General features: G+C 64.7%; 19 protein-coding genes and 1 other RNA gene. 8 read left to right on the top strand and 12 right to left on the bottom strand.

Annotated features, from left to right (window positions below; translation table 11 throughout):
* Positions 1–13 precede the first annotated feature (13 nt).
* Positions 14–286 (bottom strand): metal/formaldehyde-sensitive transcriptional repressor, encoded by a 273-nt coding sequence (locus tag NYR97_RS10080; protein ID WP_316697795.1) that lies wholly within the window; start codon positions 284–286, stop codon positions 14–16.
* Between the two features lie 65 nt (positions 287–351).
* On the opposite strand from NYR97_RS10080, the gene dmeF reads away from it, so the two are divergent.
* The gene (dmeF, locus tag NYR97_RS10075) at positions 352–1314 is read left to right on the top strand and encodes a CDF family Co(II)/Ni(II) efflux transporter DmeF (protein ID WP_316697794.1); all 963 of its coding nucleotides are present in this window, start codon (positions 352–354) and stop codon (positions 1312–1314) included.
* Positions 1315–1403: 89 nt separating this feature from the next.
* On the opposite strand, the gene NYR97_RS10070 is transcribed toward dmeF, so the two are convergent.
* Complete coding sequence (locus NYR97_RS10070; protein ID WP_316697793.1) at positions 1404–2231, bottom strand: ferredoxin--NADP reductase; 828 nt, start codon at positions 2229–2231, stop codon at positions 1404–1406.
* A 35-nt stretch (positions 2232–2266) separates the two neighbouring features.
* Between NYR97_RS10070 and NYR97_RS10065 the strand changes: the two genes are divergently transcribed.
* The 4 genes from NYR97_RS10065 to NYR97_RS10050 all read left to right on the top strand — a co-directional run bounded on the left by NYR97_RS10065 (position 2267) and on the right by NYR97_RS10050 (position 5790).
* Positions 2267–3286: an ABC transporter ATP-binding protein gene (locus NYR97_RS10065; RefSeq protein WP_316697792.1), complete on the top strand. Its 1020-nt coding sequence runs from the start codon at positions 2267–2269 to the stop codon at positions 3284–3286.
* The gene (locus NYR97_RS10060; protein ID WP_316697791.1) at positions 3283–4086 is read left to right on the top strand and encodes an ABC transporter permease; all 804 of its coding nucleotides are present in this window, start codon (positions 3283–3285) and stop codon (positions 4084–4086) included. The genes NYR97_RS10065 and NYR97_RS10060 overlap by 4 nt, the downstream gene beginning before the upstream one ends.
* Positions 4087–4091: 5 nt before the next feature.
* Positions 4092–5036, top strand: coding sequence for a 2-dehydropantoate 2-reductase (gene panE / locus NYR97_RS10055; RefSeq protein WP_316697790.1), 945 nt, complete (start codon positions 4092–4094; stop codon positions 5034–5036).
* 238 nt (positions 5037–5274) lie between these two features.
* The gene (locus NYR97_RS10050) at positions 5275–5790 is read left to right on the top strand and encodes a hypothetical protein (protein ID WP_043889539.1); all 516 of its coding nucleotides are present in this window, start codon (positions 5275–5277) and stop codon (positions 5788–5790) included.
* Between the two features lie 65 nt (positions 5791–5855).
* On the opposite strand, the gene NYR97_RS10045 is transcribed toward NYR97_RS10050, so the two are convergent.
* From NYR97_RS10045 to NYR97_RS10000, 10 genes are all read right to left on the bottom strand, one after another.
* Positions 5856–5931, bottom strand: a non-coding RNA gene (locus NYR97_RS10045) — sX9 sRNA.
* A gap of 65 nt (positions 5932–5996) precedes the next feature.
* Positions 5997–6701 carry a single stranded DNA-binding domain-containing protein gene (locus NYR97_RS10040; RefSeq protein ID WP_316697788.1) on the bottom strand — a complete coding sequence of 235 codons (705 nt, stop codon included), beginning with the start codon at positions 6699–6701 and terminating at the stop codon, positions 5997–5999.
* Positions 6702–6768: 67 nt separating this feature from the next.
* Positions 6769–7176 carry an acyl-CoA thioesterase gene (locus tag NYR97_RS10035; RefSeq protein ID WP_316697786.1) on the bottom strand — a complete coding sequence of 136 codons (408 nt, stop codon included), beginning with the start codon at positions 7174–7176 and terminating at the stop codon, positions 6769–6771.
* 306 nt (positions 7177–7482) lie between these two features.
* Entirely contained in the window at positions 7483–7809 is a 327-nt protein-coding gene (locus NYR97_RS10030; RefSeq protein WP_316697785.1) for a thioredoxin family protein, read from the bottom strand.
* Entirely contained in the window at positions 7781–8263 is a 483-nt protein-coding gene (locus NYR97_RS10025) for a flavodoxin (protein ID WP_316697784.1), read from the bottom strand. Before NYR97_RS10025 ends, NYR97_RS10030 begins: the two co-directional genes overlap by 29 nt.
* Before the next feature lie 32 nt (positions 8264–8295).
* Complete coding sequence (locus NYR97_RS10020; RefSeq protein WP_316697783.1) at positions 8296–9297, bottom strand: hypothetical protein; 1002 nt, start codon at positions 9295–9297, stop codon at positions 8296–8298.
* A 41-nt stretch (positions 9298–9338) separates the two neighbouring features.
* Positions 9339–10382 (bottom strand): ribonucleotide-diphosphate reductase subunit beta, encoded by a 1044-nt coding sequence (locus tag NYR97_RS10015; RefSeq protein WP_210762450.1) that lies wholly within the window; start codon positions 10380–10382, stop codon positions 9339–9341.
* A gap of 174 nt (positions 10383–10556) precedes the next feature.
* On the bottom strand, positions 10557–13058 hold the full coding sequence (locus tag NYR97_RS10010) for a ribonucleoside-diphosphate reductase subunit alpha (protein ID WP_316697782.1): 2502 nt from the start codon (positions 13056–13058) through the stop codon (positions 10557–10559).
* Between the two features lie 1285 nt (positions 13059–14343).
* Positions 14344–15384 carry a DUF475 domain-containing protein gene (locus tag NYR97_RS10005; protein WP_205392878.1) on the bottom strand — a complete coding sequence of 347 codons (1041 nt, stop codon included), beginning with the start codon at positions 15382–15384 and terminating at the stop codon, positions 14344–14346.
* A gap of 106 nt (positions 15385–15490) precedes the next feature.
* Positions 15491–18199 (bottom strand): bifunctional acetate--CoA ligase family protein/GNAT family N-acetyltransferase, encoded by a 2709-nt coding sequence (locus NYR97_RS10000; protein WP_316698156.1) that lies wholly within the window; start codon positions 18197–18199, stop codon positions 15491–15493.
* 201 nt (positions 18200–18400) lie between these two features.
* Here NYR97_RS10000 and NYR97_RS09995 point away from each other — a divergent pair, with 201 nt between their 5' ends.
* The 3 genes from NYR97_RS09995 to NYR97_RS09985 all read left to right on the top strand — a co-directional run bounded on the left by NYR97_RS09995 (position 18401) and on the right by NYR97_RS09985 (position 22711).
* On the top strand, positions 18401–19186 hold the full coding sequence (locus tag NYR97_RS09995) for a DUF4198 domain-containing protein (protein WP_316697780.1): 786 nt from the start codon (positions 18401–18403) through the stop codon (positions 19184–19186).
* Positions 19187–19328: 142 nt separating this feature from the next.
* Positions 19329–20228, top strand: a complete 900-nt coding sequence (locus NYR97_RS09990; protein WP_316697778.1) for an EF-hand domain-containing protein — start codon at positions 19329–19331, stop codon at positions 20226–20228.
* A gap of 143 nt (positions 20229–20371) precedes the next feature.
* Entirely contained in the window at positions 20372–22711 is a 2340-nt protein-coding gene (locus NYR97_RS09985; protein ID WP_316697777.1) for a TonB-dependent hemoglobin/transferrin/lactoferrin family receptor, read from the top strand.
* Positions 22712–22729: the final 18 nt, after the last annotated feature.

Raw genomic sequence — 22729 nt, 5'->3', positions numbered from 1 at the left:
TCAGGCAGGCCTGTTACTTGAGATACGTTTTGAGAATGGCCGCGATGTCCTCGACGGCAAGTTCTCTGTCACCCAATGTCTCCGGCGCCGCCACGTGATGCTTCAGGTGCTCGCTGAGCAACTCGACCATCAAGCCCTGCGCCGCGCCGCGGAACGCCGCCACCTGCGTCAACAACGCAGTGCAATCCACGTCCTGCGCCAGGGCTTTTTCCAGCCCTTCCACTTGTCCGCGCATCCTGCGCACGCGGGCGAGCAGTTTGGATTTGTCGTGATTCAGATGAGCCATTGCCATATACCCCCTAGGGGTATCTGAGATACCATAGGGGGGTATCGTAGCCAGAGCCACTTCCGATGTCGATCACGCACGCCGCGCCGCACTGCGCGCAGTCGCACACCTTTGCCAGCGCCAATCCGCTGGCCGAACACAGCACCCGCAAGGCCGTCATCCTGACCGTGGTCATGATGGTGGTGGAAATCGTCGGCGGCTGGACGCTCAACTCCATGGCCCTGCTCGCCGATGGCTGGCATATGAGCTCGCACGCGCTCGCCCTGGGCCTGGCGCTGTTCGCCTACCGCTTCGCGCGGCGCAACGCCAACAATGTGCGTTTCACCTTCGGCACCTGGAAGGTCGAAGTGCTGGGTGGCTACACCAATGCGATTCTGCTGTTGGGCGTTGCCGGCCTGATGGCATTTCAATCAGTGGAACGGCTGTTTTCGCCCAAACCCATCCAGTATCAGGAAGCCACGGTCATTGCAGTCATCGGCCTGCTGGTCAACCTGATCTGCGCCTGGTGGTTACGCGATTCTCACGGCCATGAGCACGCGCATGACAGTCATGGTAATGGTCATGGTCACCACCACGACGGTCACGCCGATCTCAATCTGAGAGCGGCGTATCTGCACGTGGTCGCTGATGCCGCCACTTCGGTCTTGGCGATTGTCGCGCTGGTCGCGGGCATGCATTGGGGCGTGACCTGGCTGGACCCGATCATGGGCATCGTCGGCGCGGTGCTGGTCACCGTGTGGGCGTGGGGACTGCTGCGCAGTACCGGCCGCGTGCTGCTGGATGCGGAGATGGATGCCCCGGTGGTGGAAGAAGTCAAGCAGGTCATCACCGAGCTGCCGCATGCCATCGACATCGGCGACCTGCATGTCTGGCGCGTCGGCAGCGATCGTTATGCCTGCGTGGTCAGCCTGATCACTGCGGCAGACATCGATGCGAAGCTGGTTCGCGAGGCGCTGCAGATTCACGAAGAACTGGTGCATATCACCGTCGAGTTGCAGCGCCCGGCACTGCACGCAGCGCGGGCGTAGCACCGCCTATGCGCAACCGCATGCACGTTGCATGCTGCACAGCGTGCATGCAGCTGCCGGCGCTATCGCTGCGCTGCGGACCTGGTTGCTCAGGTCTTCGAAGGCGCCGGGCTGACGTACTTCTCGCGACGGATCTGCGCGTTCGGCAGGCCGGCTGCCTTCAAGGCTTCGATGCAGCTGTCCACCATGTCCGGATTGCCGCACAGGTAGGCAATATCGCCTTCGGCACTGGGCGCGAACTCCACCAGCTGCTGCTGCACGTAGCCATGCCGCACATCGGCATGCGGCTGGTCGGGCAGCTCGCGCGAGAAACACGGCACGTAGCGGAACTGCGGGTGCGCATCGGCAAACGCACGGAAGTCATCGCCGTATAGCAATTCGGAAGGCGTGCGCGCGCCCTGCAGCAGTACCACCTGCACGCCACGGGTGGCAATCGCCTCGGCCAGCAACGGCAGCATCGAACGGTATGGGGTGACCCCGGTCCCGGTGGCGATCAGCACATAACGCCGGTTGTGGTCGCCCGGTGGCAGGCAGAAGCGGCCGTACGGCCCGCTGGCCTGCAACTGGTCGCCGATCTGCAGGCCTTCGAACAGCGCAGTGGCCGAACCGCCGGGCACGAAGCTCACCGCGATATCCACCGCCTCGCCCGGTCCGAACGCGTGGTCGTGGATGGTCGCCAGCGAATAGCTGCGCTTGGTCGGCGTGCCATCGGCGCCGCTGAAATGGATCTGGATGAACTGCCCGGGCTGGAAATCCAGCGGCTGCCCGTCGTCACGCAGGAACTGGCAGTGGGCCACGGTAGGCGCGATCATGCGCCGGTCGACAAGCTTGAGGGGGAATTGAACGGGCACGAACGTATTTGGGACAGTCTGTGATCGGGGCTTGCCCCCGCGGGCTTCTATAATAACGGCCTGCAACTCGCTGCGCCGTCACGCTGACGCGAAGGAACATCTTGAATTCCCCATCTCCGATCACCGCACCCGCGCTGCGTGTGTGCGATCTGCGCAAGACCTACGACAACGGCACCCAGGCGCTCAAGGGCGTCTCGCTGGACGTGGCGCCAGGCGATTTCTTCGCCCTGCTCGGCCCCAATGGCGCCGGCAAATCCACCCTGATCGGCATCATCAGCTCGCTGGTGAACCTGTCCGCCGGCCAGGTGGAAGTGTTCGGCACCGACCTGGTCGGCCAGCGCAGCGATGCGATGCGCCTGATCGGGCTGGTGCCGCAGGAGGTCAACTTCAACCTGTTCGAAAAACCCTTCGACATCCTGGTCAACTACGCCGGTTTCTACGGCATGCCGCGCGCCGAGGCCGAGCGTCTGGCCGAAGCGGAGCTGCGCCGCTCGCACCTGTGGGAAAAGGCCCAGGTGATGAGCCGCACGCTATCCGGCGGCATGAAGCGCCGGCTGATGATCGCCCGCGCCATGATGACCCAGCCGCGCCTGCTGATCCTGGACGAGCCCACCGCCGGCGTGGACATCGAGATCCGCCGCGACATGTGGCGCGTGCTCAAGGAGATCAACGCCGCCGGCACCACCATCATCCTGACCACGCATTACCTGGAAGAAGCCGAGCACCTGTGCCGCAACCTGGCCATCATCAACCACGGCCAGATCGTCACCCAGGGGCCGATGCGTGAGCTGCTGGCCAAGCTCGACGTGGAAGGCTTCCTGTTCGATATCGACGGTGACTTGCCGGCCGAATTGCCGGTGATCGAAGGCACCACGCTCACCGCCATCGACGGCCACACGCTGGACCTGGACATGCCACGCGCGATGGACCTCAACCGCGTGTTCGCCACGCTCGGCAGCGCCGGCATCCGGGTGCGCTCGATGCGTACCAAGAGCAATCGGCTGGAAGAGCTGTTCGTGCGCCTGACCGGTGATGCGCCGGCGCCAGACGCCGCCGCACCCGCGACGCCCATTCCCAACGGCACACCGCCAACGCAGCCGCGCAGCGGAGGCCAGCCATGAACGAGATCCGCACCGTGAGCGAACCCACCAACGCACGCCGCAACTGGATTGCGCTGGGCACCATCGTGCGCCGCGAAGTGCAGCGCATCCTGCGCATCTGGGGCCAGACCCTGGTGCCGCCGGCCATCACCATGACGCTGTACTTCTTGATCTTCGGCGGGCTGATCGGCTCGCGCGTGGGCGATATGGGCGGCTACAGCTACATGCAGTTCATCGTGCCGGGCCTGGTGATGATGAGCGTGATCCAGAACAGCTACGGCAACATCTCCTCCAGCTTCTTCGGGGCCAAGTTCGGCCGCCATGTGGAAGAGCTGCTGGTCAGCCCGATGCCCAACTGGGTGATCCTGTGGGGCTACGTCTCCGGCGCGGTGCTGCGCGGGGTGATGGTCGGCGCACTGGTGCTGATCATCGCGATGTTCTTCACCCCGGTGCGCATCCCGCATCCGCTGGTCACGCTGAGCACGGTGGTGCTGGGCGCGATCATCTTTTCGCTGGCCGGCTTCGTCAACGCGGTCTACGCCAAGAAATTCGACGACGTGGCGATCGTGCCCACCTTCATCCTGACCCCGCTGACCTATCTGGGCGGCGTGTTCTATTCGGTGAAGCTGCTGCCGCCGTGGGCCGAAGCGGCCACCCACGCCAACCCGATCTTCTACATGGTCAATGCGTTCCGCTACGGCCTGCTCGGCAGCTCGGACGTGCCGATCTGGGTGGCCTACGCGCTGATGCTGGGCTTTGTCGCGGTCCTCAGCGCACTGGCGCTGTGGTTGCTGCGCCGTGGTGTGGGTTTGCGGAGCTGATGACGATGGCGATGCATATCCTCATCCTCGGCGCCGGTGGTACCGGCGGCTATTTCGGCGGACGTCTGGCGCAGGCCGGGGTCGATGTCACCTTCCTGGTGCGCGATGCACGGGCGGCGCAGCTGCAGGCCGATGGCTTGCGTCTTCGCAGTCCGCTGGGCGATGCGGATCTGCCGGTGGCAACTGTCACCGCGCAGGACTTGCCGGCCCTGGTGGCGCAGCGGCCGTTCGATCTGGTGATCCTCAGCTGCAAGGCCTACGACCTGGACAGCGCACTCGAGGCGATTGCGCCGGCCGTCGGCGAGCACACCACGGTGCTGCCGATCCTCAACGGTCTGCGGCATTATGCGGCGCTGGACGAGCGCTTCGGTGCAGCGCGAGTGTTGGGCGGGCTGTGCTTCATCAGCGCGACCAAGGGCGAACACGGCGAAATCCTGCATCTGGGCAAGCCGGCGGCGATGACCTTCGGTGAGCGCGATGGCAGTGCCGCGTCGGCGCGGGTGCAGGCGTTTGCTGCGCTGTGCGCGCAGGCAGGCATCACCCATGTGGCCAGCGAGCAGATCGCGCAGGAGCAGTGGATCAAGTACAGCTTCCTCACCGCGCTGGCGGCGGCCACCTGCCTGATGCGTGCGCCGGTCGGAGCGATCGTGGCCACCGACGATGGCCGCGCGTTGATCAATGGCTTGTACAACGAATGCCTGTGGGCCGCCGATGCGGCCGGGCAGCCGATTCCGGAAAGCGCGCGCGCCAAGGCACTGCAGACCTTGTTGCAAGTGGATTCGCCGTTGAAGGCCTCGATGCTGCGCGATCTGGAGGCCGGCCAGGACGTAGAAGCGGCGCAGATCGTCGGCGACATGCTGAAGCGCGTGCGCGAGACCGGGCGCAACGCGCCGCTGCTGATGGCAGCGAATGTGCATTTGCAGGCGTATCAGGTGTTGCGGCATAGCTGATTCAGTTAGGTGTGCGGGGCGATAGGTGTACGTGTGAACCGTACCCCCATCCGCCCTGCGGGCACCTTCCCCCGGCGGGGGAAGGGGTGATCTCGATACATCGAGGTGGCACTGCGCATCGCTGCATGAATGCGATGCCGCGCGCCACGCGCGATAGAAATCGGCATTGCCGCTACCTTCGCGCCGTAACGACGCGTTGCGCACGATGCTCTGCGTCCCCTCGCCCGTCGTGCTCGCCATGAAACTGCTCAGCCACCTGTTCCGTGCCGGTCACTTCGTGATCCTGGCGTTTTTCGTGCTGTGCGCGGCGGGTCTGGTGGCAATGGCCGGGCTGGAGCTGTGGCATGGGTTTACGCCGGGCGGCGACATGGTGGTGCGCGACCGCTTCAACGTGGTGCTGGAGGCGATCGGCCTGCTCACCGTGGCGCTGGTGACGCTGGAACTGGGCCAGACCATCTTCGAAGAAGAGATCCTGCGCGATGTCAAAGTCAGCGGACCCACGCGGGTGCGGCGCTATCTGTCGCGCTTTTTCGTGGTGATCGTGATTGCGCTGGCAATCGAAACGCTGGTGTCGATCTTCGAGCTGATGCACGACGACCCGGCCAAGCTGCCGTATGCGGCTGCGGTTGGCCTGTGCGCGGCGCTGCTGCTGATCGCCTGGGGCGTATTCGTCAAACTCAACCGCAGCGCCGAAGAGCTAGAGCCCGAAGCGATGGAAGAAACCAAGCGCGAGGACCGCGAAGTCGAGGAGTAAGCAAGTCGCGCGCGGCCGCATGGCGTTGCATTAAACCGGCCGACAGAGCCGTCAGTCTTTTTAGTGGCTAACAAAACGTAGCGAGTGGTCGTCAGGTGGATGCGGACGGCGCGGAGGAACCGGAATGTACGGGTGGTACATGCCGATCCCGAGCACCGGCCTCGCCCGCCTGGTTGTCGCGCAGTAGTTTTGATAGCCGCTCTTACTCAGGGTCGTGCAATGGCAGCCGCTGACCCTGGAGCACCTAGACGCATCGCCTCGGCGGATTCTTCCGCGCTGCGCTCCGGATCCGTGTCGACCAACGCGATCGCCGGACGGCGCTCACGGCGCGACAGCAGGGTGATCCATCCAGCCTTGATCGTGGTGATGCTGCCCGCCGGATCGCCGCGACCGACCTGATGCCCACTGCTGCGCGGTTGGTCGGCCGCGATGTCCTGCGCCACCTCGGCGACCACACCACGCACCTTGATCCGGTCGCCCGTGCGTATGCGCGTGCCCATGCGCATCGTGTACTCGCTCTCACCGGGTACACCGATTCCGGTGTCATAGCCCTGGTCGAGCACGAACACGGCGTCGGAGGTTGCGTCCACGCCATCGCCTTCGTCCTGCACAAACCAGCCCACCACCTTGCCGCGATCGCCATCGCCATCGCCCAGGGTTTCGGCAAGCTCCTGACCCATCTCGCCGCTATCGCCCGCCAGGCTGCGGGTCACGATGCCTTCGATGGCCACTTTTTTCCCAAGCAACGGACTGATGTCATCGCTGCCCTGGATGCGACCGATCAGCACCCGATCCGGATCCATCGGCGCAACGGCCTGGTCACTCTCGGCCGGCAGCGGCACACGGCACGCACCGAGCAGCGAGGTCATCATCACCACCGCCATCCAGCGCGGTGCGCGGATCCTTCGCATCGCATGACTTCCTGTGAGAAAGAGACCGAGTCTACCGTGTGCACCACTGCCGCCTACCGCAAGCGGTTCAGTCCTGCGGTGCAGGCAACGGCGTCACCGTGGTCGGCTTGCCGTCGTCGCCGAGCGCGATCATCACGAAGTGGCCGCGCGTGCACAGCTCGCGTGCGCCGCTGAGCAGATCCTCGGCGATCAGTTCCACTTCCACCTTGATCGAACTGCGCCCCACCGACACCACGCGCGCGATGGTTTCCACCATCTGACCCTGGCGGATCGGCAGTTTGAAATCCACCTGATCCGAACGCGCGGTTACAACCGCACGCCGCGCATAGCGCGAGGCTGCCAGAAACGCGGCCTTGTCCATCCACGCCAGTGCCTGGCCGCCAAACAGCGTGCCCATGTGGTTGGTGTGGTTGGGGAACACGATCTCTGCCATGCGGACTTCGATCGGGGGAGGCGTCTGCGGGCTGTCTGACATGCGGGTTTCCAAAGAGGGGGATGTGCGGCCACTGCGTGCCGAAGCGATTGCAGCAGCCGGGCGCGCGCCGGAGATGCCTTCAAGCCGCAGCGGCGTCCGCCGGAACGCAGCGCCGCTGCTGTATCGCTGTCCGTCGTGCCGACGCCGGCGCAGACACGCGTTGGAGGAAATGCTGCCGGCTCAACTGCATCTGCCGATGGCGGGCATCCTGCGTGGCGCATGCCCGCGAACTGCCTTGCGCGCGATATGTTTTATCGGGAAGGCAGTCGCGGCCGGGGCCGCTCCTACGAGAGAGCTATCGACGACTCAGAGGTTGCTCTTGACCGCGGTTTCCACCTGCGCCGGCGACTGGAAGCCGGGCAGGCGTGCCACCTCGGCGCCGTCCTTGAACAACGCCAGGGTCGGCGTCTGCCGCAAGCCCAGATCGCGGAAGAAGTCTTCGCCAACCACTTCCAGTTTCACCTTGAGAAGTGCGATGCCGGCGGCGTCCTCGCTCGCGGCGAACTTGGTCAGCGACATGTCGAGCATCTTGCAGCCCGGGCAATTGTCTTTGTAGTAATCGACCAGCAAGCGCGGATGCGCGGCCAGGGCGGCAACGTAGTCGTCAGGCGTGGAGGCGTGGAAAGTTTGCATGGGGGGATGTCTCTGTACAGGCAAGAATATGATCGGTCCAGCGCTGGATCTTAGTGGCGTCGCGTTCGCCGTGGGGCATCTGTTCGATCTCCAGCCGCGGGTAGCGCGTACCGAAGAACGCGGCGATGCGCCGCGCCGCGCCACAGTAATTCTCCTCGCCCCACTGCGTCTCGCCGGTGCCGAACACCGCCAGGCGCTCCGGCTTGCCGACCGCGGTGACGAGCTCCTCGATGAAGCGTCTCATCTCCGGCGGCGTGCGCCCGGCGTTGATGCTCCAGCTGCCGAGGATATAGAGATCGCGCTCCGCGCCGCCCGGGCACGCCTGCGCCAACGTCTGGATGTCGGCATCGATCCAGGTCACCGCATGGCCCAGCTCTTCGCAGCGCGCGCAGATCGCGCGCGCGACATCGCGTGTGTTCCCGCTGAGCGATGTGTGGGCGAGGAGAATGCGCATGGAGTCAACTCAAAAGAAACGTCGATGCAACATCAGCAGTCCGAAGTTGGCGTGGGACAAGACTCTGAGCCTTGGAATATGGAGATCGCCTTCGCCCTCAGCTCCTGGCTGCAGAACTCATGCATATCTAGCATTTCAATCAATGCATCAACCTGTGCCTCACTTCGGCTCTTCAACGCCAAAAGTCTCTCAACCTGCTCTTTAGGAAGGTATCTGCCAATATATGCGTAAGGATTGGCATTCTTTGGCGCGCGTGAGAGGAGCATGTTCCAAAGTATTTTCTTTCGAATTCCGCTAAGGATCCGCTTGTACTCAAGGTAGGGCTGATACGTGTCCGCGTATTGAGAGAGGACCTCACCCCAATGCCAGGAATAAAACGTATGGACGCACTTTCGATACTCAGAAAAAATATGGCGAACATCAATTGGGTCAGAAGATTTCGCTATGTACTCTTGAGATCTGGCATTCCAACCAGTCCATCTGAGTAGCTCTTTCTTCGTTATGACAAATCGCACTTCGCGTGCTCTGGCCTCAAAATTATGATTGATGTTCCAGTTAGCTTCCGCAACTCGCCAGTGCGTGTTGTAGTTCCGAAATCTCTGAAGAAATGCGTGAAGACCATCGCTAGGGAACACTTCTTCCGCTTTATCAAAGTAGCCATTAACCGGATATTTTTCTTGGAAAGAACGCGCGTGATCGACAAGAGCCATTAGAGAAGACGTGCAGTTAAAAATGCACTTTTTCACCACTCTCGTGTGGCTATCCGCTTGGTTGGAGTTCGCTTGCTGCCAAAAAGCAGCATCCCTACTTCGATCCGCAAAAACGCTTATCTCATCGAATAGTTCCGTGGCGGACTGCTGAAAGATCCATATGGTGTCCTGTAGATCATTAAGCGAGCGCCACAATTGACCACCTGCAGTTTCATCAATAACTTCTGGCGTTCTCACGAAATTTTTAAAGTAAGCCTCCTCGATCACTTCGCGAGACCAAGGCTGCGGCTCGTTCTCGAGTAGGCTTAACTCTGTTGATAACATGGCCTATCGCCTCTACTGTGCGCGTGCACAGATTTTATCGGTTACAGATCGTCGAAGCCGTTATCCGAGTTGGTCTTCTTGTAGCTGGCATTACGCATCTCGAAGAAGTCGGTCTTGGTCTCGGTGAAGTTGTCGGCGTAGGCCTTGATCCACGGCATCACGTTGTCGTTGGCGCCTTCGTACAGCTTCTCGATGCCGAGCATGCCGGCCATCTTGTTGGCGCGGTACTTCACGTAGCGGATCATCTCGTCCACGTCGATGCCGTCGATGCCGTCCAGCACTTCGGCCGTCCACACCGTTTCCAGGTCGATCGCGTGCTCGAAGGCCTTGTGCACGTAATCGGTAAGCTGATCGCCCTGCAATGCCTGGTTCTCGCCGATGATGGCGCGAATCAGCTCGCTGATGAACTTGGAGTGGGCCAGCTCGTCGCGGTTGATGAAGCTGATGATCTTGCCGGTGCCGGTCATGCGGTTCTGGCGGACCAGATTGTAGAAATACGCAAAGCCGGAATAGAAGTTGATGCCTTCCAGGATCGAGGACTGGATCAACGCGCGGATCAGCGTTTCGGCCGTCTTGTCGCGCAGGAAGTCGTCGTAGGCGCCCATGATCGGCGCGTTGCGCTTGATGATGGTCGGGTGCGTGCGGGCAAGCTCGAACACGCGGTTCTGGTCGGCCAGGCCGGTGATCGAGGCCAGCACGTAGCTGTAGCTCTCGTTATGGATCACTTCCTGCTGGCCGATGATCGCGGCATTGGCATGCGCGGCCGGGTCGGTGATGTATTCGGCAACGTTGTAGATGAAGCGCGTCTGCGGCGAATCCAGCGTGGCCAGCAAACCGATGATCGAATCGTAGGCGTTCTTTTCGCGCGCCGACAGCTCGTTGTACTGGCGCGCGTCGCCCTTCATGTCCACCTCGTCGGGGATCCAGAAGTTGGTCGACAGCTCCTTGTAGGCCCGATAGAAGGACGGGTACGGGATGTCGTTCCAGTTGAGGATGCCGGAGGTTTCGCCATTGATGATGGCGGTGGAGCGGTTCGGATGACGCGGCTCCAGGATCTTGATGCGTTCAAGCGGTGTTGCGGACATGGGTCTCTACTCGTGTTTCAGGCGTCGCACGCGTGCAGCAGGGACGACGGCAGCAATCGTTCTGGAGGAAAGCCCCCTGAGTCAGGGGGCGCGCCGAAGGCGCGGGGTGTGGGAGCTGATGAAGCAGGGTCCACGGTTCGCAACGCGAACCGTGGAAGCGAAGCGCGAATGCGCTTAGCTACTGCACCACTCGCATTCGCTGATGTCGATGTCGTTGGAGCGCACGTAGTACGTGGTCTTCAAGCCTTCGCGCCAGGCCGTCATATGCAGGTCCAGCAGCGTGCTCGCGCGGATGGTGCTGGGCACGTAGAAGTTGAAGCTGATCGACTGGTCGACGTGGCGCTGGCGACGCGCGTTCTGGCGCACGCTGGCGAACTGGTCGACCTTGTAGGCGCCCTTTTCGTAGTACGGCCAGGTTTCCAGCGACAGGCCGGGCGCGGCGACCGGACGACGGAAGTCCTTCTTCTCTTCGTAATAGAACGCGCTGTAGATCGGGTCGATCGAGGCGGTGGAACCGGCGATCTGCGCGGTGCTCATGTTCGGCGCAACCGCCAGCATCCAGGCATTGCGAACGCCATTGACCGCCACCTGCGCCGACAGCTCCAGCCACTGCGGGCTGTTGTAATCGCGCGCACGGAAGTACTCGCCGGTGTGCCAGTCGCTGCCGCGGAACACGCTGTAGGTGCCCTTTTCCTTGGCCAGCTCCATGCTCGCCTGGACGGTCAGATAGTTGATGCGCTCGTACAGCTCGTCGCTGTAGTCCTCGGCTTCCTTGGCATTCCAGTGGATGGACTTCTGCGCCAGCAGATGGTGCCAGCCGAAGGTGCCAAGACCGATCGCGCGGTACTTCTGGTTGGTGATGGTGGCCTGCGGCACCGGCAGCTGGTTCAGATCGATCACGTTGTCGAGCATGCGCACCTGGATCGGGATCAGCCGCTCCAGCACGTCGGCGCCCAGCAGATCGGCCTGGTCGTCCTGCGCGATGATCGCGCGGCCCAGGTTGATCGAGGACAGGTTGCACACGACGAAGTCGCCGGCCTTCTTGGTGGTGACGATCTGATTGCCGCTGATGATCTCCTGCATCATCCGCGTCGGGCTCATGTTCTGCAGGATCTCGGTGCACAGGTTGGACGAATAGACCATGCCCTCGTGCTTGTTCGGGTTCTTGCGATTGACTTCGTCGCGATAGAACATGAACGGGTTGCCGGTTTCCAGCTGGCTGACCATGATCCGCTTGAAGATCTCGATCGCCTTGACGGTCTTGCGGGTGATGCGCTCGTCGGCAACCACTTCCTCGTACTTGCGACGGAAGCTGCTATTGGCATCGCCCTTCTTCTCGTCGTAGAAGTCCTGCAGGTACCAGCCCTTGATCCGCTTCACTTCGTGCGGATCGAACAGATACCAGTCGCCGCGACGCTCGACCGCTTCCATGAACAGGTCGGGGATGCACACCGAGGTGAACACGTCATGCGCGCGCAGACGCTGGTCGCCGTTGTTCAGGCGCAGATCCAGGAACGCCTCGATGTCGCGGTGGAAGATGTCCAGATAGACCGCGATGGCGCCCTTGCGCTGGCCCAGCTGATCCACCGACACCGCGGTGTTGTTGAGCTGCTTGATCCACGGCACCACGCCGCCGGAGGAATTGGACACGCCGCGGATCGCCGAGCCGGACGAACGCACATAGCCCAGGTACGCGCCGACGCCGCCGCCGTGCTTGGACACGCGCGCCACGTCGGTATTGGAGTCGTAGATGCCCTGCAGGCTGTCGTCGACGGTGTCGATGAAGCAGCTCGACAGCTGGCCGCCGACCTTGCCGGCATTGGCCAGGGTCGGGGTGGCCACGGTCATGTACAGATTGGACAGCGCCCAGTAGGCCTCGCCGACCAGCTGCATGCGGCGCTCGCGGCTGCCCTTGCCGTTGCCGATCTCGTCCTGCATCAGGTACAGCGCAATCGTCAGCCAACGCTCCTGCGGCAGCTCGAACACGCCGCGCGAGTTGTCGGTGGCCAGGTAACGCGTGGCCAGCAGGTACAGGCCGTTGTAGGCGAACAGCTTGTCGCGCTCCGGTTCGATCATCTTGCCGGCTTCGATCAGTTCGTCCTTGGAGTAGCGGCGCAGGATGTCGTTGGAATAGACATTGCGGTCGGCCAGGCTCTCCTGCAGGCCGACGAACGAGCCGTACTTCTGACTGGCGTCGTAGAAACGGTTGCGGCTGGCGCGCTTGTACAGGCGGCGCAGGTACAGACGCGCAGCAAAGTGCTCCCACTCCGGGGTGGTCAGATCGACGCGGGCCTCGGCCTCGCGGATCAGATGGTCGACCAGGTCGTCGGCGTTGACGCTGTCCTTGCGATCGACGAAGCCGAACACCGAACGCTTGTAGTCGGCCACGTCCAGCTGCGGGAATTCGGCATGGATCTGGTCGATGGCGCGCTCCAGGCGCTCCGGTTCGAACGGAATCTTGCGGTTGCCGGCTTCCTTGGTGATCCAGGTGGAGACGGTTTGTTCTTCGATGGTCTGTGCGTGCATTGCAATGGCTTGGCGGGGGGGCGGCACAACATCCGACGGGTCGGTCGATTCAAGCGCGCCGTGACCAGGCGTGCTGACACTGGCCGGAACGCTGGAGGTGGTGGCTAAGGTACCGGCGGCGATCGCGGCAAGGGTGTCGTTGGTGGTCATGCGTCCTCCATGCGTAGGCACACGAACCCGGCTGGGGACGGGCTGCGACCGGATCCGGTTTCTCCCTGGACAGCGATGGCGGTGCGCGACGACCAGCACGCAAGACCCACGGTCTGCGGCGGCATCGCCTTCACCAGCCATCTCCCTACCGGAGATTCCACGGCCGCCACCGCGCGGTGTGCTGTCGCGCGGTGGTCGGTGGCGAAACAACAGCGGCGCAACGAGACCACGCCGCCTGCTCCAGGCGACGCCCAGATGGCCGTGATCGTTCGTTGCTGCCGCCGCGGAGAGGCGTTTGATTGGCAACCAGCTGCAAATCATGCTCCCGCTGGTCCGGTCGCCTTGGGGCGACCAACCACCGACTCCCCCAAGATAGTGGGGTCACCCGGAGGGGTCAACACCAAATGTAGGAAAATCCCGAAAACCCTTACAGCACAAAGCACTGTCTGACGAACGGTCGGCGGAAGGCTGCGAACCCGTCCAAGTGGACTGCGCAGTCAAGCCCTAAACCGGTATTTTTGCTGACCAGTTGGGTCCGGTTGGGCTGGCTGCGACACGGATCGATGCTGAAGCCGGTCACAGTTGCCGCGACTGCCGCTAACGGCACCGCACGCTTGGCGCGCCTGGTCTGACCCAGCGACGGGAGGAACTCGCCACTGCCGAATCTAGGTCGAGTGCGCGGTGCCCTCGCCGCTCGCGGGACACGCCGTGAACCCGTCCCTGGGGGCTCGGTGGCGGCATCCATGCCGCCACACGGTCCCGCAACCGGCGAGGACACCGCACCAGACAGTTGGTCGGCGCTCGTTTAAAAAGCTGTCTGTAGTGCGGCGCCTCTCAGACATGGAGCCGATACGTCATGATCGAACAGGGCGCATCCAGCACTGCTCTTCCATGCGCACCGACCATCTCGACTGGTCCTTGCCCGCCCACCGTCGCGGGACCTTACGCGGCATGGATGCCGCGTAAGAGCCTCCATGGACGGATTCACGGCGTGTCCCGCGACGGTGGGCGGACAAGGGCCCTGCAACCAGGCGCCAGATCGACCGCTCTGCCGCTGATCCATTCGCACTTTCCAAACCCTCAATACACAACGCACAAAGCAACCTAGACCTGTAACGGTGGAGGTTGTTCGGTTGCGATCGGGTGCTTGGATCAACAGCTCGGTGCGTCGAGTGCGCGGTGCCCTCGCCGCTCGCGGGACACGCCATGCATTGGCCAAGAAGGCGCTTTGTCAGCCCCTCTCAAATGAACTACGTGACGCCTTGTGCGCAGCCCATGCGCGGCCTCAGATCTCGGTCGGGCCGATATGGTGGCGCTTGCGGTAGCGGATCGAGGACCACACTGAGGCGGCGATGAAGGCCACCCCGATCAGGCCGGTCAGCACTTCCGGTACGTGGTACACGGTGCCGACCAGCATGATGATCGCCAGCACGCCGATGGCGTAATGCGCGCCGTGCTCCAGGAACACGAACTCGTCCAGCGTGCCCTTGTGCACCAGGTAGACCGTCATCGAGCGCACGAACATCGCGCCGATCGCCAGGCCCAGCATGATGATGACCACATCGCGGGTGATCGCGAACGCACCGATCACCCCGTCGAACGAGAACGAAGCGTCCAGCACTTCCAGATACAGGAACGCGGCAATGCCCGAGCGCTTGGCCGGGCCCATGCCGTCTTCGCTCTCTTCGGACTCGAACAAGGCATCCACGCTGCCGACCAGCAGGTATAGCAGGATGCCGCCCAGGCCAGCGAACAGCACGCTCTGGAAGATCGCCTCGGGCAGGAACAGCTTGGTGCACAGCAGGACCGTCACCGCCACGATCACCGACATCGCATCGGCCTTGCCCAGCTTGCCGACCAGCCGCTCCACCGGCCCGAGCCAGTGCAGCTTGCGCTCCTGATCGAACAGGAAGTTCAGGAACACCAGCAACAGGAACATGCCACCGAAGGCGGCGATGGACGGGTAGTTGTCGGTCAGCACCTGGCTGTAGCGGTCCGGCTCCTTCAGCGCCATCTGCATCACCGGCACCAGGCCCATGCCGGTGGCCACCGACACGATCACGATCGGGAACACCAGGCGCATGCCGAACACCGCGATCAGGATGCCCACGGTCAGGAACAATTTTTGCCAGAACGCGTTCATGTGCTTGAGCACACCGGCGTTGACCACTGCGTTGTCGAACGACAACGACACTTCCAGCACGCTCAGCACCAGGCATAGCCACAGCGCCTGCCACAGGCCCATCGAGGTGGTGTGGCCCCACCAGGCAGCAACGCCCAGGCAGACGGCTGTAACCAAGAACGACATTCTGAAATCGCGAAACATTGACACTCCCAGGCGGGCCGAGACGACAGCCGGAGCAACGGGCTAGGGCAAGGCCCGGCAGATCCGGCGTGCGGTGGAGGATGGGGGACCGCGGCGTGACGCAACGTCAGGCCGGGCGCGGCTCGCCCATTATAGGGAGTGTCACCGCCATCAGGGTCGCATCGTCCGGATCCGGGCGTACCCCGAAGCCCAGGCTCTGGCACATCGCCAGCATGGTGCGGTTCTCGCGCAGCACCTGGCCTTCGATCTGTTTGAGGCCCAGCCAGCGCGCGTACTCGATCATGATGCGCATCAGCTGCCAGCCGATGCCATGGCCCTTGAGGTCGGAGCGGATCAGGATGCCGTACTCGCCTCCCTCGTAGTCGGCGTCGGCGTGCAGGCGCACCGCGCCGAGCATGTCGCCGCTCTTGGGGTCGATGGCCACCAGCGCGATCGAGCGCGCGTAATCGAGCTGGGTCAGCCGCGCGATGAACTCATGGCTGAAATGCTTGACCGACTGGAAGAAACGCAACCGCAGGTCTTCGTCGGTGACCCGCGCGAAGAACGCGCGGAACAGCGCATCGTCTTCCGGTCGGACCGGGCGCACCAGCGCATGGGTGCCGTCGCCGAGCGCGATCTGGCGCTCCCATTCCTTCGGATACGGAAAGATCGCAAAGCGCGGATGGCCGCGGCCCTTGTGCAGCTTGCGCGCCGGCGCCACCGCCACGCGCGCGTCCAGCGCGATCACGCCATCGCGGTCGGCCAGCAACGGGTTGATATCCAGCTCGGTGATTTCGGGGATGTCGGCGGCCAGCTGCGCCAGTTTGACCAGCACCAGCGCCACCGCGCGCTCGTCGGCGGCCGGCACGTCGCGATAGGCCTTGAGGATGCGCGAAACGCGCGTGCGGCCGATCAATTCATGGGCCAGGCGCAGGTCCAGCGGCGGCAAGGCCAGTTCGCGATCGTTGATCACTTCCACCGCGGTGCCGCCACGGCCGAACACGATCGCCGGGCCGAACACCGGGTCGTCGGCGATCCCGGCGATCAGTTCGCGCGCCTTGGGCCGCAGCACGGTGGGCTGCACGATCACCCCTTCGATGACCGCGTTCGGCAGTGCGGCGCGCGCGCGCGCCAGGATGCCGGCCGCCGCTTCGCGCACCGCCGCCACGCTGGACAGATTCAGGCGCACGCCGTCGACATCGGACTTGTGCGCGATGTCGTTGGACAACACCTTCAAGGTCACCGTGCGGCCGACAGCCAGCAGCGGGTCGGCCAGCAATGCGGCGTCGTTGGCGGTGGCGGCCACCTGCAGCGGCACGATCGGGATGCCGTAGGCGGCCAGCAGGCGGTTGGTGGCGACCGGGTCCAGCCAGCGCCGACCGGCCGCCAATGCCTCATCGACCACGGTACGGGCGATGGCCGCATCCACCACGAAGTCTTCCGGCAGGCTGGGCGGGGTTTCCATCAACGCCGCCTGCGCCTCGCGGTAGCGCACCAGGTGGGTGAAGCCGCGCACCGCGTCCGACTCGGTCGCGTAGGTGGGCACGCGCGCCGCATTGAGCGCAGCGATCGCCGCATCGTCCTGGCCCAGCCATACCGCGAAGACCGGCTTTTCGCGCTGATAGCGGTCGCGCTGGTCCAGCGCGCGGGTCAACGCCTTGGCCGCGTCGGCCGAGGAGGTGAACGCGGTGGGCACGTTGACCACCAACAGCGCGTCGTTCTCCGGATCGTCCAGCAAGGCTTCGATCGCCGCGGCATACCGCGGCCCGTCGGCGTCGACGATGATGTCGACCGGATTGCTGCGCGACCAGCCTTCGGGCAGCGATTGATCCAGCCGCTCCAGCGTCTTGGCCGACAACTCCGCCAACGTGCCGCCGCGCAGCACCAGCTGGTCCACCGCCAGCTGCCCCACCCCGCCGCCATTGCTGAGGATGGCCAGCCGCCGGCCGGGAAAACTGCCGAGCCGGCCCAGCGTTTCGGCGGCGGCGAACAGCTCGTCCAGCGCGCCCACCCGCAACAGGCCGGCACGCGCGAATGCGGCGCCATACACCGCATCCGAGCCGGCCAGCGCCTGCGCATGCGTATCGGCATTGGGATTGATGCGGAACTGGCGGCCCGACTTGACCACCACCACCGGTTTGGCGCGCGCGGCGGCGCGTGCGGCCGACATGAACTTGCGCGCATCGCCGATGCGTTCGACATACAGCAGGATCGCGCGGGTACGGTAGTCGGTGGCGAAGTAGTCGAGCAGGTCGCCGAAATCCACATCCAGCGTATCGCCCAGCGACACCACCGCCGAGAACCCGACCGAGCGCGCCACGCCCCATTCCACCAGCGCGGCGGCAATCGCGCTGGATTCGGAAATCAATGCCAGGTCGCCGGCCTGCGGGCAATGCGCGGCGATACTGGCATTGAGCCGCGCATGCGGGGCGATCACGCCCAGGCAGTGCGGGCCGAGGATGCGCATGCCCTTGGCGCGCGCGGCCGCTTCCATCCGCGCGGCCGGCGAGCCGGGGCCGCTGCCGAGACCTGCAGTCAGGATGATCGCCGCGGCAACACCGCGCCGTGCGGCAATCGAGACGATGCGCGGCACGATGCGCGCCGGCGCGGTGATCACCACCAGGTCCGGCACCCAGGGCAGATCGGTCAGCCGCGCCACCGTGCGCACGCCGTCGATCTCGGTATAGCGCGGGCTCACCCAGCCGATCTGCCCGGGAAACCCGGCCGCGCGCAGGTTGCGCACCACCGCCCGTCCGGCCGAACGATCGCGCGGACTGCCGCCCACCACCGCCACGGTGGTGGGACGAAAGACCTGCTGCAGGTGATAGGTGCTCATGGCGACGACGACGACGGGGGAAGCGGACACGGTACACGTCGGCCCAAGCCGACGTCATCGACCCGAGGGCTGCAGGACAGCAACGGCGTCCACACACTTGTTGTGAACGATTCGCATTTTCGTTAATATTGCGTGGTCAGCCAGCTTTCAGCGCCGCCCCGCGCCCATGCCGCCAGCGACTCATTCGGAACAGGGCCCCCCATGAAACTGCTGACCTTGTCGGCGCTGCTGCTTGCCGCCTCCGCCTCTGCGCACACGCCTTATCTGGCACCCAACACCTTCGCTCCCCAGCCCGGTCAGACGGTGACCCTGGACGCGGCCTTTGCCGAGACTTTCTTCGTCCCGGAAGCGGCCTTCGACCAGAGCCGCTTCAGCATCACCGGGCCCGATGGCCGCGACGTCGAACCGGCGCGTGTGCAGGCGCTCGACACCCGCACCGTCGTCGAACACAGCCTGGGCAAGCAGCCCGGCACCTACCGGGTCAGCACCGGCCTGCGCGTGGGCGCGCAGTTCCGCACCTGGGAACTGGACGGCAAGCGCGAGACCGTGCGCGACCCGAAAGTGGCCATGCCCAAGGGCGCCACGCTGATTGCCAGCTTCCAGTCGCGCACCCTGGCCCAGACCTATCTGAGCGTCGGCAAACCCGATCGCAGCGCGCTGGCGCCGCGCAATCAGGGTCTGGAACTGGTGCCGGTGACGCATCCCAACGACCTGTATGTCGGCGAGAGCTTCGTCTTCACGGTGCAATACGACGGCGTGCCGCTGGCCAAGCAGACCGTGGACATCAGCGAGGCGGTGTGGACCTCCGATCGCAAGCCGACGTTGATCAGCGTGACCACCGACGCGGCCGGCCGCGCAACCTTGAAGCTGGACCGCGCCGGCACCTGGCTGGCGCTGACCCGCCACCGCACCCCGGCTCCGGCCGACGCCCCGGTGCGCGAGTACAGCAACAGCACCACGCTGACGTTTCAGGTGCTCGAACAATAGCGCCGTGCAACCGCTGCGGCGGTTGCGCATCTCCACCGGCGTCTCGCACACCGGCGCGGCGCATTCGCCCGGCATCGCACTCCCCCTGCAGGCCCAGCCAACGCCACGGCCCGACACCGTTTTTCCCATCAAGAGGCAATCCATGAACACTGGCTCCCTGGCCGGCGCGTGCCTGTGCGCGCTGCTGCTTCCTGCTACCGCACTCGCCCAATCCGCGCCGCGCCCGCTGCTCGGCGGCCACGGCAACAACGTGCAGGCCTTCATCACCCAGCATGACGACAACCGCGACGGCCGCATCACCGCCGCCGATTTTGCGAGCTTCCGCCGCAGCCGCTTCGATGCCACCGACCGCAATCACGACGGCACGGTCGACGAGGACGAATACGTGGGTGAGTTTCGCGAGCGCCGCCAGCGTGCGCTGGAGCAGGAACGCAGCGCACAGGCCGCACAAGGCAAGACCCGCTTTGCGGCACTGGATGCCGATGGCAACGGGCAGGTGTCGCGTGCCGAATTCGACGCGGCCGGTGCGCAGGACTGGGCGCGCGGACAGGCAGCCGTGTCGGCCGCTGCCAAGGCTGCATCGGGCGACACAACGGCCGCCTTCGACCGCGATGGCGGCCGCCCCGGCATGCCCGACAGCGGCTCGGCCGAGGGCTTTCTCGCGCTGTACGACGAGAACGGCGACGGCAAGGTGGGCGAGGCGGAATACGCAGACCTGCGCAAAGCGCAGTTTGCCGGCGCCGATAGCGACCACAACGGTGCGCTTTCGCTGGACGAGTACAGAGTCGAATTCGAGGACCGCCTCAACCGCCGCCTCACCGCGCTCGAACTGGCCGACGACCACCAGGTGCATGTGCGCTTCACCGTGCTCGACACCGACAAGAACCAGCGCATGAGCTTCGCCGAATACCAGGCCTCCGGCCTGCGCACCTTCGCCCGCGTCGACCGCAATCACGACGGCGTGGTCGATGCCAGCGACGCCGCGTTGCCTGCTCCTGTAACCGCAACTGCGCCGGCCGCCACGCCGGCGCGCGCCGACTGACTTTCCTGCCGCGGGCTTCGCTGCCCGCAGCGCCCGGCCCGCCACTGGCGGGCCCTACCCAGCCACGCGGCCGTTCCCTGCCGCCCACAGCCAGGTCCGCGCCCTCCGGCGCTCATTCCTCCTTCCTGACTGTGGACTCCACGATGACCTCGACACCGACCCTGCTGGCCCTGGCGATCGCCGCCGGCCTGGCCTTCCCGCTGCATGCCGAACAGGCGCCCGCCGACGCCACCACCTTCGACCCGGTGGAAGTGAAGGCCGCACGCGACAAGCGCGCCTCCAGCAACCAGAATGTCACCACCCTCGACACCGCGCAGTTGCAGCAGGAACAGGCCGAGAGCATGGAAGACCTGGTGCGCTACATCCCCGGCGTGAGCATCGCCGACATGGGCCGCTTCGGCGAAAACGGCTTCAACATCCGCGGCCTGGAAGGCGACCGCGTGGCGATGACCATCGATGGCCTGTCGATGGCCGAAGGCGTGGAGACCGCGCGCGACTACGAGTTCTTCCGCGCAGGCCGCGGCGGCGTGGATGTGGATTCGCTCAAGAGCGTGGACATCGTCAAGGGCGCCGACTCCATCAGTGCCGGCAGCGGCGCGCTCGGCGGCGCGGTGGTGTTCACCACCAAGGATCCCTACGACTACCTCAAGGCGCAGGGCAACGACAGCTATGTCGGCCTGAAGACCGGCTACACCGGCCACAACGACCAACTGCTCGGCAATATCACCGTGGCCAACCGCACCGGCATCGTCGAATCGATGCTGACCTATACCCGCCGCGAGGGCCACGAGTCGGAGGGCTGGTACTCCAGCACCGAGATCGACACCGGCAGCGCGCGGCGCACGCCCGACCCGATCGACAGCGAAAGCGACAACGTGCTGGCCAAGCTCGACGTGGTGCCCAACGCGCAGCACCGCTTCGGCGTGGTCTACGAACGCAACCGCTCGCAGAACCGGGTCGACAACCTGAGCCGCGTCAGCGCGCCCAGCTACGCCGAACGCATCGGCGAGGACAGCAACGACCGTGACCGCTACGGCCTGCGCTACATCTGGAACGCGAACAACGCGCTGTTCGACACGCTCGAAGCGCAGCTGGACCGCCAGCAGACCGAAAGCCGCGGCACCACCCGCATCCTCACCCAGAGCGGCAGCTCGAGCACCCCGGCCACGGCCGCCACCACCCGCTGCACGGTGGCGTTGCCCTGCCGCCGTGCCGAGGATCGTGACACCGAGCAGACCCTGGACCGCCTCGCGGTCGACTTCGACAAGCTGCTGCATGGCAACGGCTGGTCGCAATCACTGCTGTATGGCGCCGCCTGGCAGCGCCGCAGCATCGACTTCAGCGCGATCGACTACCGCTGGAACAACGCCGGCACGCTGGACACCGCCACCATCGACCCGGCGCAGGTGCCCAGGACCGATGCTGACAGCTGGAGCGTGTACCTGCGCGACCGCATCGGCCTGCTCGACGACCGCCTGCAGCTGACCCTGGGTGCGCGCTACGACCATTACCGCTACGCGCCGACGCTGTCGTCCACCTTCACCGATGTCACCGGCACGGTGCGCGAGGTGACCTTCGCCTCGCCCACCTGGCAGGCCGGCGTCAGCTACGCCGTCACCCCGCAGCAGACGCTGTGGTTCCAGGCCGGGCGCGGCTTCCGGGCGCCGACCACCGCCGAGATGTACGCCCCCACCAGCATCACCGCGCTGACTGAAGTTGCGACCGGCAACACCGTCAACGTGCCCACCGTGGCCGCCAATCCCGCGCTCGAAGCAGAGCGCAGCCTCAACCTGGAACTGGGCTGGCGCTGGGAGAGCGAGTGGGCGCGCGTGGGCCTGTCGGTGTTCCGCGACCGCTACGACGACTTCATCCAGAGCGAGACCGTCACCGCCAACGCCGGCACGCTCTACCAGACCTGTACCCGCGGCGTGTGCACCACGCGCAACGGCTACGCTTACACCACGCTGCTCAATGTCGGCCAGGTCGAGGTCAAGGGCGTGGAACTGGATGCGCAGTTCAAGCTTGGCGACGCCTGGCTGCTGCGCGCGGCATGGACCCACAACCAGGGCGAGCTGGAAGACGGCCGCCCGCTGGACAGCATCAATCCGGATCGCGGCGTGCTCGGCCTGAGCTGGCAGGGTCTGGACGAGCGCCTGCGCATCACTGCCAACATCACCCATGCGCTGGCCAAGAAGGCCAAGGACGTCAATGTGGAGAACGATATCTTCGGCGCCCCGGCCGAACCGTTCCTCAGCGACGCCTACAGCGTGGTCGATCTATTCGGCAGCTATCGCTTCAACGGGCATGTGCGCGTCAATCTGGGCGTGTACAACCTGTTCGACGAGCGCTATTCGCAATGGGCGCGCATCCGCAACGTCACCCGTGGCGATTTCTATCTGTACGGCTATGCCACCGACGACGGCATCGGCCGCTACAGCGAACCCGGCCGCAACCTGCGTGCCACGTTGTACGTGAACTTCTGACCGGCGCTCGCCGCCCCG

This window comes from Xanthomonas hydrangeae (assembly GCF_032697525.1).
In the GTDB taxonomy this organism is placed as follows: Bacteria; Pseudomonadota; Gammaproteobacteria; order Xanthomonadales; family Xanthomonadaceae; genus Xanthomonas; species Xanthomonas hydrangeae.
Note: the sequence above shows the minus strand (reverse complement) of the source record. Positions and strands in the feature narration are given on the sequence as shown.